This window comes from Amycolatopsis albidoflavus (assembly GCF_039525725.1).
Classification (GTDB): domain Bacteria; phylum Actinomycetota; class Actinomycetes; order Mycobacteriales; family Pseudonocardiaceae; genus Amycolatopsis; species Amycolatopsis albidoflava.
In genome coordinates this window covers 103,027-119,338 of the sequence record NZ_BAAAHV010000006.1, presented here as the reverse complement: position 1 = coordinate 119,338, position 16,312 = coordinate 103,027, and the positions used below count along the sequence as shown (strand labels likewise).

At 69.5% G+C, this 16,312-nt stretch carries 16 protein-coding genes and 1 other RNA gene; 8 read left to right on the top strand and 9 right to left on the bottom strand.

Going from position 1 to position 16,312, the window contains the following annotated elements:
- Nucleotides 1–63 precede the first annotated feature (63 nt).
- Both ABD156_RS08885 and ABD156_RS08880 read left to right on the top strand, forming a co-directional pair.
- Nucleotides 64–273 carry a hypothetical protein gene (locus tag ABD156_RS08885; RefSeq protein WP_162834652.1) on the top strand — a complete coding sequence of 70 codons (210 nt, stop codon included), beginning with the start codon at nucleotides 64–66 and terminating at the stop codon, nucleotides 271–273.
- Nucleotides 270–998 (top strand): hypothetical protein, encoded by a 729-nt coding sequence (locus ABD156_RS08880; protein WP_344268933.1) that lies wholly within the window; start codon nucleotides 270–272, stop codon nucleotides 996–998. Before ABD156_RS08885 ends, ABD156_RS08880 begins: the two co-directional genes overlap by 4 nt.
- On the opposite strand, the gene ABD156_RS08875 is transcribed toward ABD156_RS08880, so the two are convergent.
- The 8 genes from ABD156_RS08875 to hutH all read right to left on the bottom strand — a co-directional run bounded on the left by ABD156_RS08875 (nucleotide 995) and on the right by hutH (nucleotide 10,897).
- Entirely contained in the window at nucleotides 995–1,216 is a 222-nt protein-coding gene (locus ABD156_RS08875; RefSeq protein ID WP_344268930.1) for a hypothetical protein, read from the bottom strand. The two genes, ABD156_RS08880 and ABD156_RS08875, sit on opposite strands and share 4 nt — an antisense overlap.
- 11 nt (nucleotides 1,217–1,227) lie before the next feature.
- A complete protein-coding gene (locus tag ABD156_RS08870) occupies nucleotides 1,228–2,358 on the bottom strand; it encodes an inorganic phosphate transporter (RefSeq protein WP_344268928.1) in 1,131 nt (376 codons plus the stop codon).
- A 239-nt stretch (nucleotides 2,359–2,597) separates the two neighbouring features.
- On the bottom strand, nucleotides 2,598–3,899 hold the full coding sequence (locus ABD156_RS08865) for an FAD-dependent oxidoreductase (RefSeq protein WP_344268925.1): 1,302 nt from the start codon (nucleotides 3,897–3,899) through the stop codon (nucleotides 2,598–2,600).
- 179 nt (nucleotides 3,900–4,078) lie between these two features.
- A complete protein-coding gene (gene hutI, locus ABD156_RS08860) occupies nucleotides 4,079–5,224 on the bottom strand; it encodes an imidazolonepropionase (RefSeq protein WP_344268922.1) in 1,146 nt (381 codons plus the stop codon).
- Nucleotides 5,212–6,516: a formimidoylglutamate deiminase gene (locus tag ABD156_RS08855; protein WP_344268919.1), complete on the bottom strand. Its 1,305-nt coding sequence runs from the start codon at nucleotides 6,514–6,516 to the stop codon at nucleotides 5,212–5,214. Before ABD156_RS08855 ends, hutI begins: the two co-directional genes overlap by 13 nt.
- Nucleotides 6,513–7,709: an allantoate amidohydrolase gene (locus ABD156_RS08850; protein ID WP_344268916.1), complete on the bottom strand. Its 1,197-nt coding sequence runs from the start codon at nucleotides 7,707–7,709 to the stop codon at nucleotides 6,513–6,515. Before ABD156_RS08850 ends, ABD156_RS08855 begins: the two co-directional genes overlap by 4 nt.
- Nucleotides 7,706–9,367 carry a urocanate hydratase gene (gene hutU, locus ABD156_RS08845; RefSeq protein WP_344268913.1) on the bottom strand — a complete coding sequence of 554 codons (1,662 nt, stop codon included), beginning with the start codon at nucleotides 9,365–9,367 and terminating at the stop codon, nucleotides 7,706–7,708. Before hutU ends, ABD156_RS08850 begins: the two co-directional genes overlap by 4 nt.
- A gap of 3 nt (nucleotides 9,368–9,370) precedes the next feature.
- Nucleotides 9,371–10,897, bottom strand: a complete 1,527-nt coding sequence (gene hutH / locus ABD156_RS08840; protein ID WP_344268909.1) for a histidine ammonia-lyase — start codon at nucleotides 10,895–10,897, stop codon at nucleotides 9,371–9,373.
- Nucleotides 10,898–11,077: 180 nt separating this feature from the next.
- Between hutH and ABD156_RS08835 the strand changes: the two genes are divergently transcribed.
- On the top strand, nucleotides 11,078–11,863 hold the full coding sequence (locus ABD156_RS08835) for an IclR family transcriptional regulator (protein ID WP_344268906.1): 786 nt from the start codon (nucleotides 11,078–11,080) through the stop codon (nucleotides 11,861–11,863).
- Nucleotides 11,864–11,957: 94 nt separating this feature from the next.
- Complete coding sequence (locus tag ABD156_RS08830) at nucleotides 11,958–12,788, top strand: helix-turn-helix domain-containing protein (protein WP_344268903.1); 831 nt, start codon at nucleotides 11,958–11,960, stop codon at nucleotides 12,786–12,788.
- Between the two features lie 44 nt (nucleotides 12,789–12,832).
- Here ABD156_RS08830 and ssrA read toward each other — a convergent pair.
- Nucleotides 12,833–13,207, bottom strand: a transfer-messenger RNA (tmRNA) gene (gene ssrA, locus ABD156_RS08825).
- A 177-nt stretch (nucleotides 13,208–13,384) separates the two neighbouring features.
- Here ssrA and ABD156_RS08820 point away from each other — a divergent pair.
- The 4 genes from ABD156_RS08820 (at nucleotide 13,385) to ABD156_RS08805 (ending at nucleotide 16,241) form a co-directional block, all read left to right on the top strand.
- Complete coding sequence (locus ABD156_RS08820; RefSeq protein ID WP_344268901.1) at nucleotides 13,385–14,077, top strand: sensor domain-containing protein; 693 nt, start codon at nucleotides 13,385–13,387, stop codon at nucleotides 14,075–14,077.
- Nucleotides 14,074–15,207: a sensor histidine kinase gene (locus tag ABD156_RS08815; protein ID WP_344268898.1), complete on the top strand. Its 1,134-nt coding sequence runs from the start codon at nucleotides 14,074–14,076 to the stop codon at nucleotides 15,205–15,207. The genes ABD156_RS08820 and ABD156_RS08815 overlap by 4 nt, the downstream gene beginning before the upstream one ends.
- A 57-nt stretch (nucleotides 15,208–15,264) precedes the next feature.
- Entirely contained in the window at nucleotides 15,265–15,906 is a 642-nt protein-coding gene (locus ABD156_RS08810; protein ID WP_344268895.1) for a response regulator transcription factor, read from the top strand.
- Between the two features lie 116 nt (nucleotides 15,907–16,022).
- The gene (locus tag ABD156_RS08805; RefSeq protein WP_344269261.1) at nucleotides 16,023–16,241 is read left to right on the top strand and encodes a hypothetical protein; all 219 of its coding nucleotides are present in this window, start codon (nucleotides 16,023–16,025) and stop codon (nucleotides 16,239–16,241) included.
- Nucleotides 16,242–16,312 lie beyond the last annotated feature (71 nt).

Here is a 16,312-nt window from a genome sequence, read left to right as displayed (position 1 = left end):
GCCGCCCGATTCGTCACCACTGCCGAAAGTCAAGGTCGAGATCGTGAGGCATGATGGGTCACCATGGCTGAACGCACCCTGGCCGAGCAGCTCGGCGCTCCGCTGCCGGACGGCATCGAAACCCTGCCTGAGCAGCACAAACAGGATCTGGCGGCGGCATTGCGCGACGCCCGGCACCGGCAGGCGCAGGCGCTCGCCCGCGCGGGTGAGGAAAGCCTGAAGTACGTGCCCGCCCTGCTACGCGGCGCGGTGCGGAAAGCGGTCGGCCTGTGAATCCCGAAATCCTCAAGCTCGCCCGGGTGCTCGACGTCGACCCGGCCCGGCTCGATTACCTCGCCGACGTCGACCAGGGCGAGGTGCGGCTGCTGCGCGAGCAGATGACGACCACGCTGTTCGACGCGAACCTCGTCGTGCTGGAGCGGATGGCGCTGGCGAGCAAGCTGTTGCCGGCGGGGGTGACCGCGAAGATCGCGGAGAAGGTGTTCGGGCCGCTGCTGTGCGCGCGGATCGCCGGGCTGGTCGACGTGTCGCGCGGCGTCGACGTCGCGAAGCGGCTGTCGCCGAAGTTCCTCGCCTCGGTCGCGGCGGAGCTGGACCCGCGGCGCGCGACGTCGATCATCACGCGGATCCCGGTGGCGACGGTCGTGGCGGTCGCCGAGGAACTGACCCGCCGCGAGGACTGGATCACGCTGGGCCGGTTCGTTGGCCACCTGCCGGACGACACGGTCCGCCGCTGCATCGGCCTGCTGGACGACGCCGGTCTCCTGCGCACCGCGTACGTGCTGGACGACCGGAGCCGGATCGACCACGTGCTCGCTCTGCTCGGCGACGACCGGCTGCCCGCGTTGGTCCGGACCGCGGCGGCGGACGAGTCGCTGTGGGCACCGGCGCTGGACGTGCTGGGGCATCTGAACGAAGCTCGCCGGGCAACGGTGCGACCGCTGCTCGACGAGCTTCCGGAAGAACTGCGAACCCGCGCTGAGGCGGCGCTCGCCTAGGCCACGATCAAATAGATCCCGTACCCGATCACCGCGGCGCAGATCGCGAAACACACCACCGCGCCGGTCAGCTGAACCGTGCCGCTGCCGCCGTGCGCCCGTGCCGTCACGCGTTCGGACAGCCCGCGCACGCCGTACGCGAACAGCCCGGTGAGCACGACCGCCGCGGCCAGCGCCACCACGAAAACGATGCCGAGGGCACCCCAGTTGATCGCCATGTCGTGCTCCCTCAGGCCGCGACCGGGGCGGCTTCAGCGCCCTCCGGCTCGTTGTTGACGGTGGCCGGCGTGACCGGGTTGCGCCGCGACGCGAGCCAGATGCCCAGCGCGAGCAGCACTCCGACTCCGCCGACGAGGACGGTGCCCCAGCTGCCGCGCGTGGAGACGGCGGCGGCGATGGCCCCGACGATCGCGGCGGCGGGCAGCGTGAGCGCCCACGCGATCACCATCTTGCCCGCGACGCCCCAGCGGACCTCGGCGAGTTTCCGGCCGAGCCCGGAACCGATGATGCCGCCCGAGGTGACGTGCGTGGTCGACAGCGCGAAGCCGAGGTGCGACGAGGCCAGGATGACCGCCGCGGAACTCGTCTCGGCGGCGAACCCTTGCGGCGTCTGGATTTCGGTGAGCTTCTTGCCCATCGTCTGGATGATCCGCCAGCCGCCGAAGTAGGTGCCGAGCGCGATCGCCGCGCCGGAGGCGAGGATGACCCACACCGGCGGATTGGACCCGGGCGCGAGCGAACCGCCCGCGATCAGCGCGAGCGTGATGACGCCCATCGTCTTCTGCGCGTCGTTGGTGCCGTGCGCGAGCGAAACCAGGCTGGCCGATAGCACCTGGCCGGTCTTGAAGCCCTTGCCGACGACGTCCTGTCGGGACTTGGCGGTGATCCGGTAGACGAGGAACGTGCCGACGATCGCGACGACGCCCGCCACCACCGGCGACGCGATCGCCGGGATCAGCACCTTTTCGACGACCTTCGCGAAGTGCACGGCGTCCGCGCCGGACGCGATCCAGGTCGCCCCGATCAATCCGCCGAACAACGCGTGCGACGAACTCGACGGCAGCCCGACCAGCCACGTCACGAGATTCCAGACGATGGCCCCGACCAATCCGGCGAAAATCACCACCGGCGTGACCTTGGTGTCGTCGACGATCCCGCCGGAAATGGTTTTCGCGACCTCGATCGAAAGAAAGGCGCCGACGAGATTCAATACCGCCGAGATCGCGACCGCGACCCGGGGCTTCAGCGCGCCGGTCGCGATGGAAGTGGCCATGGCGTTGGCCGTGTCGTGGAACCCGTTGGTGAAGTCGAAGGCCAGCGCCGCGACGATCACCACCAGGACGATGAGAGAAAAGTCCATGCCCGCTCTCCAGGTCGGAGTGTCCTGTGAGAGTGACGGTACCGACGCGGGCGGTGTCTCCAGATCCCTCAGCGAGTGGCCAGTAGTTGAACTCTGAATGAACGAGATCTTGCCGCTGTGGCTGGTTTTCCGCCGTTCACCTGCTGGTCCTTTTTCATCGTTGCCCGAGTGGGCCGAGACCGCGCGCAGGGCTGAGCGCGAGGGCAGGAAATCTGCCCCCGCGCTCTTCTCGCAGCTCTTCAGGAAACGGGCTTTAAGGATATTTCCGGCAACGGGTTCTGCCCCAGATGCCGCGCCCCGTTCGCCGCGGACTCGCGCACCGCCGCGAACCCGTACCGGCGCATTTCCGCCTCGTATTCCCCGATCCCGTCCGGACTGCCGCTGCTCAACGCGGCGGCGAGCGCGGCGCCGTCGCGCATCGCGGTGTTCGCCCCGGCCCCAGCGGCCGGACTCATGGCGTGGATCGCGTCCCCGACCAGGCTGACCCGCGACGGCTCCCACGGCCCGATCGGCACGCTGGTCCGGATCGAGACGAGGAAAATCGTTTCCGGGAGCCAGTTTTCGACGATCCGGCGCACTCGCGGATGCCACTCGGAAACCCGGTCGAGCACGAGCTTGTGCATCTCGTCCCCGGACAGCGCGCGGAGTTCGTCGTCGGTCTGCCCGAAGATCTCTTGGCGAGCACCGAAAGCGCAGGTCATGTACGACTTGTCCGGGCTGAGCCGCACGCCGGGCGCGAGCCGCGCGCAGGCGTCGGCGATCGGCTCCGGATAGTCGACCGGCGCGACTCCGATCATCGCCTTGCCCGGCCCGGAAATAATGTTGAACACCGAGAACATGGCGGGGTCGAAGAGCGCCCGGTTCGCCTCGGTGAGCGGGATCTTCCCGTACAGCTGACGCAATCCAGTGTCGACGACCTGCGCGTGCGGAAGATATTGGCGACGCACCGGCGAATTCACCCCGTCCGCGCCGACGAGAACCGCGCCGCGCGCCTGTGTCCCGTCGGCGAAGTACGCGATCACGCCGTTCTCGTGCGTTTCGTACCGCACGAACTCTTTGCCGAAGTGGACGTTGTCGAGACCCTCGAACAGAATCTCCCGGAGGGTGAACCGGTTGACGTTGCGCTGGACATCGCCGTCGTCCAACACGAACTCGGTGCGCGGCTCCAGCTGACTGTCGTAGATCGTGGTGACATTGCGCGGCTGGCCCGAGGTGGCCCGGAACAGCTCGTGCAGGTGCGGCGGGAGGACTTGCCGCAACGCCTGGTCGCCTCGGGAATCGATGTGCAGCCGATAGCCCTGACGGCGTGCGTCCAACGCGGAGTCTCGTTCGTAGACCTCGCACGGGATCCCGGCTTTGCGCAGCCCTTGGGCGAGACACAGCCCGCCGAGCCCGGCTCCGATCACGAGCACCGTGTTGTCAGCATTGCTCGCGGCGGCATTGCCTGCGGCGGTGTTGCCTGCTCCGGCATTGCTCGCGGCGGCACTGCCTGCGGCGGCATTGCCATTGCCAGCACTGTCGGTGGCAGCGTTATTCGCCATCAGCGAAGTCCCTTCCGTACCAAATTCTGGTTCGAGAGGGACGCACTGGGCTGGCCCACGCCGGGCACTCGGAAACAGAGCGAATGGATCGTCCAGCCTAACCCATACCGGACAATGGTCTTTCGCGCGTCCTGTTCCCTTTCACGTTAGCGCAGTCGCGGACTCCGTCGCCACCCGGATTAACGCAGCTTTGCCCCTTTCCGCCACACCGAGTGGGTCAACGGGACCCCGGGCCGATAAGCGAGATGCGTGGTGGACGGAGCGTCGAGTACATGCACATCCGCCCGCGCTCCCGGCCGCAGATACCCGACATCCTCGCGGCGCAGCGCCCGCGCGCCGCCGGCGGTCGCCGACCACACGGCCTCGTCGACAGTCATCCGCATCTGCAGCACGGCCGTCGTCACGCAGAACGCCATCGACGTGGTGTACGAACTGCCCGGATTCGCGTTGCTGGCCAACGCGACCGTCGCACCAGCGTCGAGCAGCCGCCGCGCCGGGGCGAGCGCCTGCCTGGTGGACAGATCGCACGCGGGCAACACCGTCGCGACCGTGTTGGATGACGCGAGCGCTTCGACGTCGGCATCGCTCAGGTAGGTGCAGTGGTCGACGCTCGCCGCGTCCAACTCCACCGCCAGCCGCACGCCCGGACCCTCGCCGAGCTGATTGCCGTGCACCCGCAGCCCAAGCCCGCGTTCCGCCGCCGCCTTGAGCACGCGAGCCGACTGCGCCTCGTCAAACGCTCCGGTCTCGCAGAACACGTCGGCCCACCGCACGTACGGCGCGACCGCGTCCAGCATCTCGCCGCACACCAAGTCCACATAGGACTCCGAGTCGGCGCCCGGCGGCACGAGGTGCGCCCCGAGGAAGGTCACCTCGTCCGCGACCGCACCAGCGATCCGCGCCGACCGAGTCTCGTCAGCGACGTTGAGGCCGTACCCGGTCTTCGTCTCCAGGCATGTAGTGCCCTGCGCAGCCGCTTCCTCGACATGTCGACGAAGGTTCGCCGCCAGCTGCTCGTCCGAAGCCGCCCGCGTCGCATCGACGGTGACCGCGATTCCGCCTGCCGCGTAAGCCTGTCCGGCCATCCGCGCCTCGAATTCGGCGGTCCGGTCGCCGGCGAACACGAGGTGGGTGTGGCTGTCCACCCACCCGGGCAGCACTGCGCGGCCCTCGACGTCCACGCGCTCATCGGCGTCCGGGGCCTGCGCGGCCGGACCGGCCCACGCGACGGTGTCGCCGTCGAGCACCAGAGCCGCGTCGCGGAGCTTGCCCAGCTCCGGGTCGTTCGTGGTGAGCTCGCCGATTCCGGTGATCAGAACTGCCACAGCGCCTCGATCTCCTTGGCCAGTAAGGTTTCCGGTCGTTCGATCAGCACGTGCGCACCGTCGCGCACCACTTCCCGTCCGGCCACCACCACGGTACGGACGTCCGCGGCCGCGGCGGCGAACAGCACGCCGGACGGTTCGATCCCAGCCGTGCGCACTGTATCCGTCGCGACGGTGACCAGGTCCGCCCCCGCGCCAGCCGCGAGAGTGCCGGTCTCCGGCCAGCCCGCGGAGATGTGCTCGGTCCCGGCGGCAAGCAGTTCCTCCGCGGTGAACCGGCCGCGTTCCTCGCTGGCGAGCCGATCGTCCAGCTCCAGCGCCCGGGTCTCCTCGAACGCGTCGACCACCGCGTTGCTGTCGCTCCCGATGCCGAGCCGTGCGCCCGCGTCGAGCAGACTCCGGGCTGGTCCGATGCCGTCGCCGAGGTCTCGTTCGGTGGTCGGGCAGAAGCACGCGCCGCTCTTGGAATCGCCCAGCCACTTGATGTCCTGCTCGGTCAGGTGCGTCGCGTGGACCGCGGTGAGCCGCTCGCCGAGCACGCCGTAATCCCAGAGCAACCCAGTCGGCGTCCAGCGATACGCGGCCTCGCACTGCTCGTTCTCCGCGCGCTGCTCGGACAGGTGGATGTGCAACGGCCGGTCCTTCGGCACCGCGCTGTCCACCTTCGGTAGCTCGTACTCCGGCACCGCGCGCACGGAGTGGATCGCCCCGCCGACCCGGAACAGGTCGTCTTCTTTCAGCAGGGCAACGCGTTCCGCCCAGTTTTCGGCGGAACCATCCGAGAACCGCTGCTGCACCTCGTCCGGCGGCACGCCGATGCCGCCGGCGAGGTAGCAGGTGTCGAGCAGGGTCATCCGGATCCCGGCGTCCCGCGCGGCCTGCCGCAACGCGTCGCCCATGGCGTTGGGCGACGCGTACGGTTTGCCGCCCGGCCCGTGGTGCAGGTAGTGGAACTCGGCGACACTCGTGTACCCGGCCAGCACCATCTCCGCGTAGACGCCGCGAGCGAGCCGGTAGTACGAATCCGGGTCGAGCCGGGCGGCGAGCGAGTACATCCGCTCCCGCCAGGTCCAGAACGTGCCCCGCTCGTGATGCGTCCGGCCTCGCAGCGCGCGGTGGAACGCGTGCGAGTGCCCGTTGGCGAACCCGGGCAGCGCGAGTCCATTAAGGACAGTTCCGGTCTTGTCCGTATTGGCGGTCACCGAAACAATCTGGCCGTCGGCGATCTCGATCCGGACCGCGTCGGCGACCCCCTCGGGCAGCCAGGCCCGTTCACACCAGTAGACGGTCATCTCGAGAGCCGCTCCAGCACCTCGGCGAGCGCCCTCGCACCGGCCTCGACGTCGTCCGCCTCAGCGAATTCCTCCGGCGCGTGGCTGATCCCGGTCGGATTGCGGACGTACAGCATTCCGGACGGCACGAATCCCGCCAGGATCGCCGCGTCGTGCCCGGCACCGGTGGGCAGCTCGGGCGGAGCGCCCAGCCACTCCCCCAGCGACCGACGCAGCGACTCGTCGAACACCACGTCGTCGGAGTACGACTCGCGCGTGACCGCGAGCTGGCACCCTTCCGCCTCCGCGGCAGCCTGCGCCTCGCGGGTGATCTCCTCGACCAGCTCCGGCGTCGACGTGCCCGGCACCCGCGCGTCCAGCCACAGGTCCACAGTGGACGCGATCACGTTGGTCCCGCCCGGCGTGGGCACGAGCCGCCCCACCGTCGCCCGCGCGTCCGACAGCTTCCGCGCCAGCCGCCGCACCGCCACCACGGTCTCCGCGGCGGGCAGCATCGGATCGACGCGGTCCGCGAGCAATGTCGCACCCGCGTGGTTTCCCTGTCCGGCAAAGGAGAACCGCCACCGGCCGTGCGCGATCACTGTGTTGCCCACAGCCACCGGCGACCCGAGGTCGATCAGCCCCCTGCCCTGTTCGACGTGCAGTTCCAGGAACTGCCCGATCAGCCCGAGCCGGTCCGGATCCGCGCCGACGCGGTCGACGTCCAGCCCGGCCTTCGCCGCCGCCTCGGCGAGGGTGACGCCGGACGGATCCCGCAACGCCCGCGCCCGGTCCGCGTCGATCGTCCCGGTGAGCAGCCGCGAACCGAGACACGGCACACCGAAGCGCCCGCCCTCCTCCTCGGCGAAGACCACCACCGCGAACGGCTTGTTCGGACGGAACCCCTTGGCCTGCAACGCTTCCACGGCCGCCAGCGCACTCACGACGCCGAGCGGCCCGTCGAACGCGCCACCGCCCGGCACGGAGTCCAAGTGGCTGCCGGTGACGACCGCGTTCGCGCCGGGAGCGCCCCACCACGCCCACAGATTGCCGTTGCGGTCAGTCTCGACGTCAAGGCCCAGCTGCTGCGCCCGTTCGACGAACCACGTGCGCAGGTCGTGCTCCGGCGAATCGAACGCGTGCCGCGAGTAGCCGCCGCGCCGGGCGTCGCGCCCGACGTCGGCGATCTCGCCGAGCAGCCCGGATGCGGTCACGCCTGCTCCCGCATCGGCACCCGCACGCCGCGCTCGTCGGCGACGTCGGCCGCGCGGTCGTACCCGGCGTCGACGTGCCGGATGACGCCCATGCCCGGGTCGTTCGTGAGCACCCGCTCCAGCTTCTGCGCCGCCAGCGGCGTGCCGTCCGCGACGGACACCTGCCCGGCGTGGATGGACCGGCCCATGCCGACCCCGCCGCCGTGGTGGATGGACACCCAGCTCGCGCCGGACGAGGTGTTGACCAGCGCGTTGAGCAGCGGCCAGTCGGCGATCGCGTCGGAGCCGTCGGCCATGCCCTCGGTCTCGCGGTACGGCGAGGCGACGCTGCCCGAGTCGAGGTGGTCGCGGCCGATCACGACCGGGGCCTTCAGCTCGCCGCTGGCCACCATCTCGTTGAAGCGCAGTCCGGCCAGGTGCCGTTCGCCGTAGCCGAGCCAGCAGATCCGGGCGGGCAGGCCCTGGAACGCGACCCGCTCGCCGGCCATCTTGATCCAGCGCGCCAGCGATTCGTTCTCCGGGAACAGTTCGAGCATCGCCCGGTCGGTCGCGGCGATGTCCTCCGGGTCGCCGGACAGCGCGGCCCAGCGGAACGGTCCGTTGCCCTCGCAGAACAGCGGCCGGATGTAGGCGGGCACGAAGCCGGGGAAGTCGAACGCGCGCTCGCAGCCGCCGAGTTTCGCTTCGCCGCGCAGGGAGTTGCCGTAGTCGAACACCTCGGCACCGCGGTCGAGGAACCCGAGCATCGCGTCGACGTGGTCAGCCATCGACTCGCGCGCCCGGTCGGTGAACTCGTCCGGCTTCTTCGCCGCGTAGTCCTGCCAGTCGTCCACGCTGATGCCCTTGGGCAGGTAGGACAGCGGGTCGTGCGCCGAGGTCTGGTCGGTGACGATGTCCACCTCGACGTCGCGGCGCAGCAGCTCCGGCAGTAGCTCGGCGGCGTTGCCGACCACACCGACCGACAGCGGACGCCGCTCCTTCTTCGCCGCGGTGACCCGCCGGATCGCGTCGTCTAGGTCGTCGGCCACCTCGTCGAGGTACCGGTGCTCGACGCGGCGGTGCGCGCGCTGGGCGTCGACCTCGATGCACAACGCCACGCCGTCGTTCATCGTGACCGCCAGCGGCTGCGCGCCGCCCATGCCGCCGAGCCCGGCGGTGACGGTGAGCGTGCCGCGCAGGGTTCCGCCGAAGCGCTTCTTCGCCACGGCGGCGAACGTCTCGTAGGTGCCCTGCAGAATGCCTTGCGTGCCAATGTAAATCCACGAACCGGCGGTCATCTGCCCGTACATGGTGAGGCCCTGCTGCTCGAGCCTGCGGAACTCGGGCCAGGTCGCCCAGTCGCCCACCAGGTTCGAGTTCGCGATCAGCACCCGCGGCGCCCACTCGTGCGTGCGGAACACGCCGACCGGCTTGCCGGACTGGACCAGCAGCGTCTCGTCCTGCTCCAGCGCGGTCAGCTCGCGGGTGATCGCGTCGAAGCTCGCCCAGTTGCGCGCGGCGCGGCCGGTGCCGCCGTAGACGACCAGGTCGTCCGGCCGCTCGGCGACCTCGGGGTCGAGGTTGTTGTGGAACATCCGCAGCGCGGCCTCGGTCTGCCAGTTCTTCGCGGTCAGCGAGGTGCCGCGGGCGGCGCGGACGGTACGGGCGGTGCTTGTCATTGCTCAGGCCTCCAGTTCGGCCGCGGCCAGGACAGCGCCCGACCGCACGAGTTCTTCGGCGGCCGCGATCTCGGGCGCCAGGTGACGGTCGGGGCCGGGACCCTCGACCTTGGTGCGCAGCAGGTCCCGGACGCGTCCGGTGACCGGCGAAGGCTGCAGCGGCGCGCGGAAATCGAGCGCGCGGGCCGCGGTGAGCAGTTCGACGGCGAGGACGGTGGTCAGGCCGTCGACCGCCTTGCGCAGCTTGCGCGCGGCGGACCAGCCCATGGACACGTGGTCCTCCTGCATCGCGCTGCTCGGGATCGAGTCGACCGAGGCGGGCACCGCGAGCCGCTTGAGCTCGCTGACGACGGCGGCCTGGGTGTACTGCGCGATCATGTGCCCGGAGTCGACGCCGGGGTCGTTCGCGAGGAACGGCGGCAGCCCGTGCGAGCGGGCCTGGTCGAGCATCCGGTCGGTGCGGCGTTCGGCGATGCTCGCCACGTCCGCCACCGGCACCGCGAGGAAGTCGAGGACATACGCGACCGGCGCGCCGTGGAAGTTGCCGTTCGACTCCACCCGGCCGTCGGCCAGCACCACCGGATTGTCCACAGCGGACCAGAGTTCCCGCTCCGCGACCAGTTCCGCGTGCGTGAGCGTGTCCCGCGCGGCACCGTGCACCTGCGGCGCGCACCGCAGCGAGTACGCGTCCTGCACGCGGTTGCAGTCCGGACCGCGGTGGCTTTCCACGATCTTCGACCCCTGCAGTGCGGCGAACATCCGCGCCGCGCTGGTCGCCTGCCCCGGGTGCGGCCGCAACGCCTGCAGATCGGCGGCGAACGCACGGTCCGTGCCCAGCAGCGCCTCGACGCTCATCGCCGCGGTGAGGTCCGCGACGTCCAGCAGCCGGTGCAGATCGGCCGCGGCGAGCAGCAGCATGCCGAGCATGCCGTCGGTGCCGTTGGTGAGCGCGAGGCCTTCCTTCTCGGCCAGCACGACCGGCGTGATCCCAGCCGCTCGCAAAGCGTCCGCGGCGGGCTTCCGCTCGCCCGCGTGGAACACCTCGCCCTCGCCCATCAACGCCAGCGCGACCGCGGCCAGCGGCGCGAGGTCGCCGGAGCAGCCGAGCGAACCGTACTCGTGCACGACCGGCGTGATGTCCGCGTTGAGCAGCGCCGCAAGCGTTTGCGCCGTCTGCGGGCGCACGCCGGTGTAGCCGCTGGCCAGCGTGCGCAGACGCAGCAGCATCAGCGCGCGCACCACCTCGGTCTCCACCGCGGGCCCGGCGCCCGCGGCGTGCGAGCGGATCAGGCTGCGCTGCAGCGCGGTGCGGCTCTCGACGGGAATATGGCGCGTGGCGAGCGCGCCGAACCCCGTCGAGACCCCGTAGGTCGGCGACGTGGCGTCGGCGAGGTCTTCGATGTGCTGGCGAGTGGCGGCGAGGTTCTTCTCGACCGCCTCGGCGAGCCCGACGTGCGCGTGCCCGCGGACAACGTCGACGACCTGCGCCGCGGTCATCGGCTTCGAGCTCAGGAGGACTGGTTCCGGCATGCCGCCATTGCACCTCCCGGCGGGCTGCGGCGACAGTGCGGAGTTGGCGGTAGTGTCTGGGATTCAAGACAACACGTGGCGAGAGCCTCGGCTACCGGAGCGAACGGACCCCTCATACTCCGTCTGGGCGGTGCGAGGGGTCCCCTCGCACCATTTCCCGAGGAGGCAGAGGAGTCCCCGGTGAGCAGTTCCGACGTCCCCGCCCTGCGCAACGGCCTCTCCGTCCTGCGCCTGCTGGCCGGCCACGCGGGCCCAGTGTCAGCCGCCGCCATCGCCAGAGACCTGGAACTGCCGCGGTCCACGACCTACCACCTGCTGAACGAACTGACCGCAGCCGGCTTCGTCACCCACCTGCCCGCCGAACGCCGCTACGGCCTGGGCATCGCCGCCTTCGAACTCGGCTCGGCCTACCTGCGCCACGACCCGCTGGAACGCTTGGCCGGGCCGTTGCTGCGCAAACTGGTAGACCGCATCGGCCACACCGCCCACCTGGGCGTCCTGCACGGCAACGAGTCCCTGTACCTGATCAAGGAACGCCCAGCCCGCCCAGAAACACTGGTCACCGACGTCGGCGTACGCCTCCCCGCCCACCTGACCGCCTCCGGCCGCGCGATGCTGCAACACCTGCCGGCCGCACACGTCCGCGCCCTGTTCCCGGCTGCCGCGTCCTTCGTCCTGCGCACACCGCGCGGCCCCAATTCGCTGGCCGCACTACGCCGCACCTTGGCAACCGAACGCCGCCTGGGCTGGTCAGTGGAGGATGGTCACGTAACGGCCGGTTTCGCGTCTGTCGCCGCGCCGGTGTTCGACCACGGCTCGCGCCCGATGGCGGCGATCAGCGTGACGTTGCGTCATCTTTGTCCGGACGACGTTCCGTGCGAAGAGACCTTTCCTGATTTGGCCGAAGCAGTCGCCGCGACAGCGGCCACGCTCACTGCCCACATCGGCGGCAACCGGCCGGAGTGACTCACCTCCAAGCCGCCGCCCATGCATGCGGATGCAGCCAGCAGACGGCTGAAAAATACTGGCGCATCAGTGACGCATCAGCATCTTGGAAACCATGCCGCCGAACACGCAAGCAAGCAGCGCGGAGCTGGGCACGAGAATCCGCGCACGCCGCGAAGAACTCAATCTGACCATTGAGCAAGCGGCCGCCGCCGCCGGAGTGGGCAGCGAATCTTGGCGCCGTTACGAGCAAGGCAAGTCCATCCGGTCGGACAAAGTACGAGGCGTGTGCCGAGCGCTCCGGTGGCCGAGCCTGCGCGAGGCCGCACAGGGAGAAGCCGCCTCGCCAGCACAAGACCAGCCGAGCCTGTGGGATATGGCGGTGAAAAGTCGCGGCTATTCAAAAACGATGGCCGCTGCGTACGGAGAAGCCTGCGCTCGAACGTTTGCGCTGGGCTGCGACTACACAATCGACGGCATCAAGGAAGACCTCAGGTCGCTGGCGAACATGCCGAGAGGAACACACGCCGGCGAACTCGGTGCCAGCTGGATGGAGACCTGGCTTCCAGACCGATGGCTGACCCGTTATGACTACGAGTTCGGCTACCGGCTCCTCTCCACGATCACCACGCTCCGGCTCCGGATGACGCACCCGAATTACGACGGCGTTCCCCACCTGACCCGCTGTCCAGCAGACGATCTCGCTCTGCACCTGATTTTCGAGCAGGGTGCGATCAGCTGGGAGATCGACGAGGCAGGCGATTTCGAGGAAGGCGATGCCGAAGAGTGGGAGTACAGCCTGAACGGCGAAGACGACGAGATCATCTACGCTCTGTACTCCGAGGAGATCTTCCCTCCAGGCGGCCACAAACGGCATTTCGAGCGCTGGTTCGACCAGACTTACTACGGTTTGGCCGATACCCAACGCGACAGCACCGTGGAGTAAAACGACTGTCGGCACCTGATCCCGTGGATCAGGTGCCGACAGTCGAGTGGAGGTGCCGGGAATTGAACCCGGGTCCTCTAGCGCCTCCTCAAGGCTTCTCCGTGCGCAGTCCGCTCTGTCTCTGCTTGGCCCCTTCAGTCACGCGAACAAGCTGAAGTGACGAGCCCAGCCACTGTTTGCTTCCCTGCCAGGCCCCGTGGCCGGGACTGGAGGTGAGCCTCCTAGCTGATGCCGGAAACCGGGTCGGAGGCGACCCCGGGCCGACAGACTTGCTCTACTGCGATCAGGCAGCGAGAGCGAAGTCGCGCTGGCTATTGGCCTTGGCGCTTATTAGGTTGCGATGACGCTTGCGGTGGTCTCTCGCCTGCACCGGCACGCTTCCCTTGATTCAACGTCCAGAGTCGAAACCGTTCACCCCCTTGTAGGTGCTCCTAACCTACCCATCATAACTCCCCCGGCAACCCGATAATTCCGGCATGGGCCCGCGGGCGGGGTAGGGCTGTCCCCACCTCCAAGATGCCCGCTCGCCCCCTGGTTGCCCGGTGCCGGCGCGGCCATGCTGAGCAGGTCAGATTCCGCAGTGAGGGAGCCCCGCCATGGTCACCGTGCCCGCCGGTCGCAGTTTTGGGCGCCGCACTCCGCCGTTGGGCGGGGCGCTGGCTTATCTGCTGCTCAACCTGCCCATCGGCATCCTCTCGTTCACGCTGATCGTGACGCTGGCGTCGGCCGGGCTCGGGACGCTCGTCGTGTGGCTGGGCGTTCCGCTGCTCGCGCTGCTCGTCCTGTTCGCGCGGACCGCCGGGCGGGTCGAGCGGGGGCGGGTGTTCGCGCTGCTGGACGTCTACGTCGACGACCCCTATCTGCCGTTGCCGCCGTCGGGGCTGAAGCAGCGCTGGCTGACCCGGCTGAAGGACCCGGCGACCTGGCGCGACCTGTCCTACCTTTTCCTGCTCTTCCCGCTCGGCCTGGCGGAGTTCGTGCTGGTCGTGACGGTGTGGGCGGTCAGCTTGGGCCTGGTCGCGCTGCCGGTCTACTACCGCTTCCTTCCGGACGGGGTCTACGCCTTCCCGAGCTACGATGTGCCTTGGTTCGTCGTCGACTCGACGGTGACCGCGCTGCCGTGGGCGGCGCTGGGGGTGTTGTTCGCCGCGATCGCCGTGGCCCTGACGAAGGGGCTGGCTGCGCTGCACGCGGCGTTCGCGACCGGGCTGCTGCGGCCCACCGTCGCCCAGCGGCGTCGCATGGAGCGCTCGTGGAACGAGATCGACGGGATCACGGTGGCCGGATGACTTCGCAAGAACCGCCTCCGGAGCACCCGCGCCCGAATCCGGCTCGCACGATCGGATACATGATCCCGTCGTTCGTGCTGCGGCTGCTGCAGTTCATCCTCATCGTGGTCGGCGGGACCCTCGGCACGGGCACGCTCATCATCTGGATCGGCTTCCCGATCCTGCTGGCCGTCACCGGGTTCATCCGCTGGTCGGGCGACCTCGAACGACGCTGGACCCGCCGGATGCTCGGCACCCCGCTCGGCCCGGTCGAGCGGCTGCCGCTGGACGGGCAGTCGCTGACCCGCCGCTGGCTGACCCGGCTGTCCGACCCGACGACCTGGCGCGACCTGGCTTACCTGATGGTCGCGTTCCCGCTGGCGATCGTCGAATTGCCGATCGCGATCGCGTCGATCGTGCTGCTGCCGATGGCGATCTGGGTGACGCCGTGGCTGGGCTGGCTGCACGGCAACCTGGCGCTGTCGATGCTGGGCCCGAACCGCACGAAGAAGCTCGAAAGGAAGGCTGAGCACCTGCAGGCGTCGCGGGCTCGTGGCGTCGACGCCGCGGAGGCCGAGCGCCGCCGGATCGAGCGCGACCTGCACGACGGCGCCCAGCAGCGGCTCGTGGCCGTCGCGATGAGCCTCGGCCGGGCGAAGTCGAAGTTCGACAACGACCCGAACGCGGTGCGCGATCTCATCGACGAGGCGCATTCGGACGCCAAGCTCGCCGTTTCCGAGCTGCGCGACCTCGCTCGCGGCATCTACCCCGCCGTGCTCGGCGACCGCGGTCTCGACGCGGCTCTGTCCGCGCAGGCAGCGAAGTCGCCGATCCCGGTGGACGTGCACGTCAACGTCGAGCCGCGGCCGCCCGCCGCGGTCGAGACCACGGCGTACTTCATCGTCGGCGAGACCCTCACCAACATCGCCAAGCACTCCGGAGCGACCGAGGCGACGGTGAAGGTGTGGCGCTCGGACACGCACGTCATCACCGAGATCACCGACAACGGCCACGGCGGCGCCGAGGTTCGCCCTGGCGGCGGCCTCGCCGGGCTGGCCGACCGAGCGGCGACCATCGACGGCGTGATCACCGTCGTGAGCCCGGTCGGCGGGCCGACGGTCATCAGAGCGGACCTGCCGTGTCAATGGTGACCCGTCCGTGAGTGAATAGCCTCCGGGAGCTTTTCACTCACGGACCTGGGGGCTTTGATGCGAGTAGTGATCGCCGAAGACGCCGTGTTGCTTCGGGCCGGGGTCACCCGGTTGCTCGCCGACGAGGGCATCGAGACGGTCGCCGCGGTCGACAACGGCGACGATCTGCTCGGCGCGATCACCGAACACCGCCCTGACCTGGCGATTGTCGACGTCCGGATGCCGCCGACGTTCACCGACGAGGGCTTGCGCGCGGCACTGGCCGCCCGCAAGGAGATCGCTGGCCTGCCGGTGCTCGTGCTGTCGCAGTACGTCGAGGAAAGCTACGCGGTCGAGCTGCTGTCCGGCGGTGCCGGCGGCGTCGGCTACCTGCTGAAAGAGCGCGTCGCCGACGTGGACGAGTTCCTGGACGCGGTCCGCCGCGTCGCGGACGGCGGCACCGCCATCGACCCCGACGTCATCGCCCAGCTGATGGCCCGCGGCCGCCGCAACCCGCTCGATTCGCTCACCGCGCGCGAATCCGAGGTGCTCGGGCTGATGGCGCAGGGACTGTCCAACAACGCCATCGCGAACTCGCTGGTCGTGTCGCACGGAGCGGTCGAAAAGCACATCGGGAACATCTTCGCGAAGCTCGGTCTCGAGGCAAGTTCCGAAGAACATCGCCGGGTTCGCGCGGTGCTGACCTACCTTGGCCGTTAAAGCCTGGCCGTCAAAGCCTGGCTGTTAAAACCCCTCACTCGAACTGACGGCAGCCCGGGCGGGCGTCCCTCGCCTACCATGGACTGATGCCGCCCGAACCGAGCGAGGAGAACCCGATGTCCGACCGCAGCGTCCGCTTCTTCGGCGGCCCGCTCGACGGCCGGGTGCAGGAACTCGCCGACGAGGAACCGGTTCCGGGCACCGTCGTGCGCCACATCCACCTGCACGGCGGCCCGAAAATCGAGACGCGGTACGAACTCGGCCTCACCGAGGACGGCTGGGCGTACCGGGTCCAGGCGCACGAATCCGAACCGGAGCCCGACACCCTCCCGTAGCGAGGTAGGGCAAACCCCACCTCGCACCCCCTGCTGGCCAGAGCCCCTTTTCGGTGGTCTGCACCGCTGTT

What these genes read in the sequence shown, in the direction of transcription:
- ABD156_RS08885 (WP_162834652.1), top strand. Translation starts at nt 64, where the DNA reads ATGGCTGAACGCACCCTGGCCGAGCAGCTCGGCGCTCCGCTGCCGGAC.
- ABD156_RS08875 (WP_344268930.1), bottom strand. Translation starts at nt 1,216, where the DNA reads ATGGCGATCAACTGGGGTGCCCTCGGCATCGTTTTCGTGGTGGCGCTG.
- ABD156_RS08870 (WP_344268928.1), bottom strand. Translation starts at nt 2,358, where the DNA reads ATGGACTTTTCTCTCATCGTCCTGGTGGTGATCGTCGCGGCGCTGGCC.
- ABD156_RS08865 (WP_344268925.1), bottom strand. Translation starts at nt 3,899, where the DNA reads ATGGCGAATAACGCTGCCACCGACAGTGCTGGCAATGGCAATGCCGCC.
- ABD156_RS08855 (WP_344268919.1), bottom strand. Translation starts at nt 6,516, where the DNA reads ATGACCGTCTACTGGTGTGAACGGGCCTGGCTGCCCGAGGGGGTCGCC.
- hutU (WP_344268913.1), bottom strand. Translation starts at nt 9,367, where the DNA reads ATGACAAGCACCGCCCGTACCGTCCGCGCCGCCCGCGGCACCTCGCTG.
- hutH (WP_344268909.1), bottom strand. Translation starts at nt 10,897, where the DNA reads ATGCCGGAACCAGTCCTCCTGAGCTCGAAGCCGATGACCGCGGCGCAG.
- ABD156_RS08830 (WP_344268903.1), top strand. Translation starts at nt 11,958, where the DNA reads ATGCCGCCGAACACGCAAGCAAGCAGCGCGGAGCTGGGCACGAGAATC.
- ABD156_RS08820 (WP_344268901.1), top strand. Translation starts at nt 13,385, where the DNA reads ATGGTCACCGTGCCCGCCGGTCGCAGTTTTGGGCGCCGCACTCCGCCG.
- ABD156_RS08815 (WP_344268898.1), top strand. Translation starts at nt 14,074, where the DNA reads ATGACTTCGCAAGAACCGCCTCCGGAGCACCCGCGCCCGAATCCGGCT.
- ABD156_RS08810 (WP_344268895.1), top strand. Translation starts at nt 15,265, where the DNA reads ATGCGAGTAGTGATCGCCGAAGACGCCGTGTTGCTTCGGGCCGGGGTC.
- ABD156_RS08805 (WP_344269261.1), top strand. Translation starts at nt 16,023, where the DNA reads ATGTCCGACCGCAGCGTCCGCTTCTTCGGCGGCCCGCTCGACGGCCGG.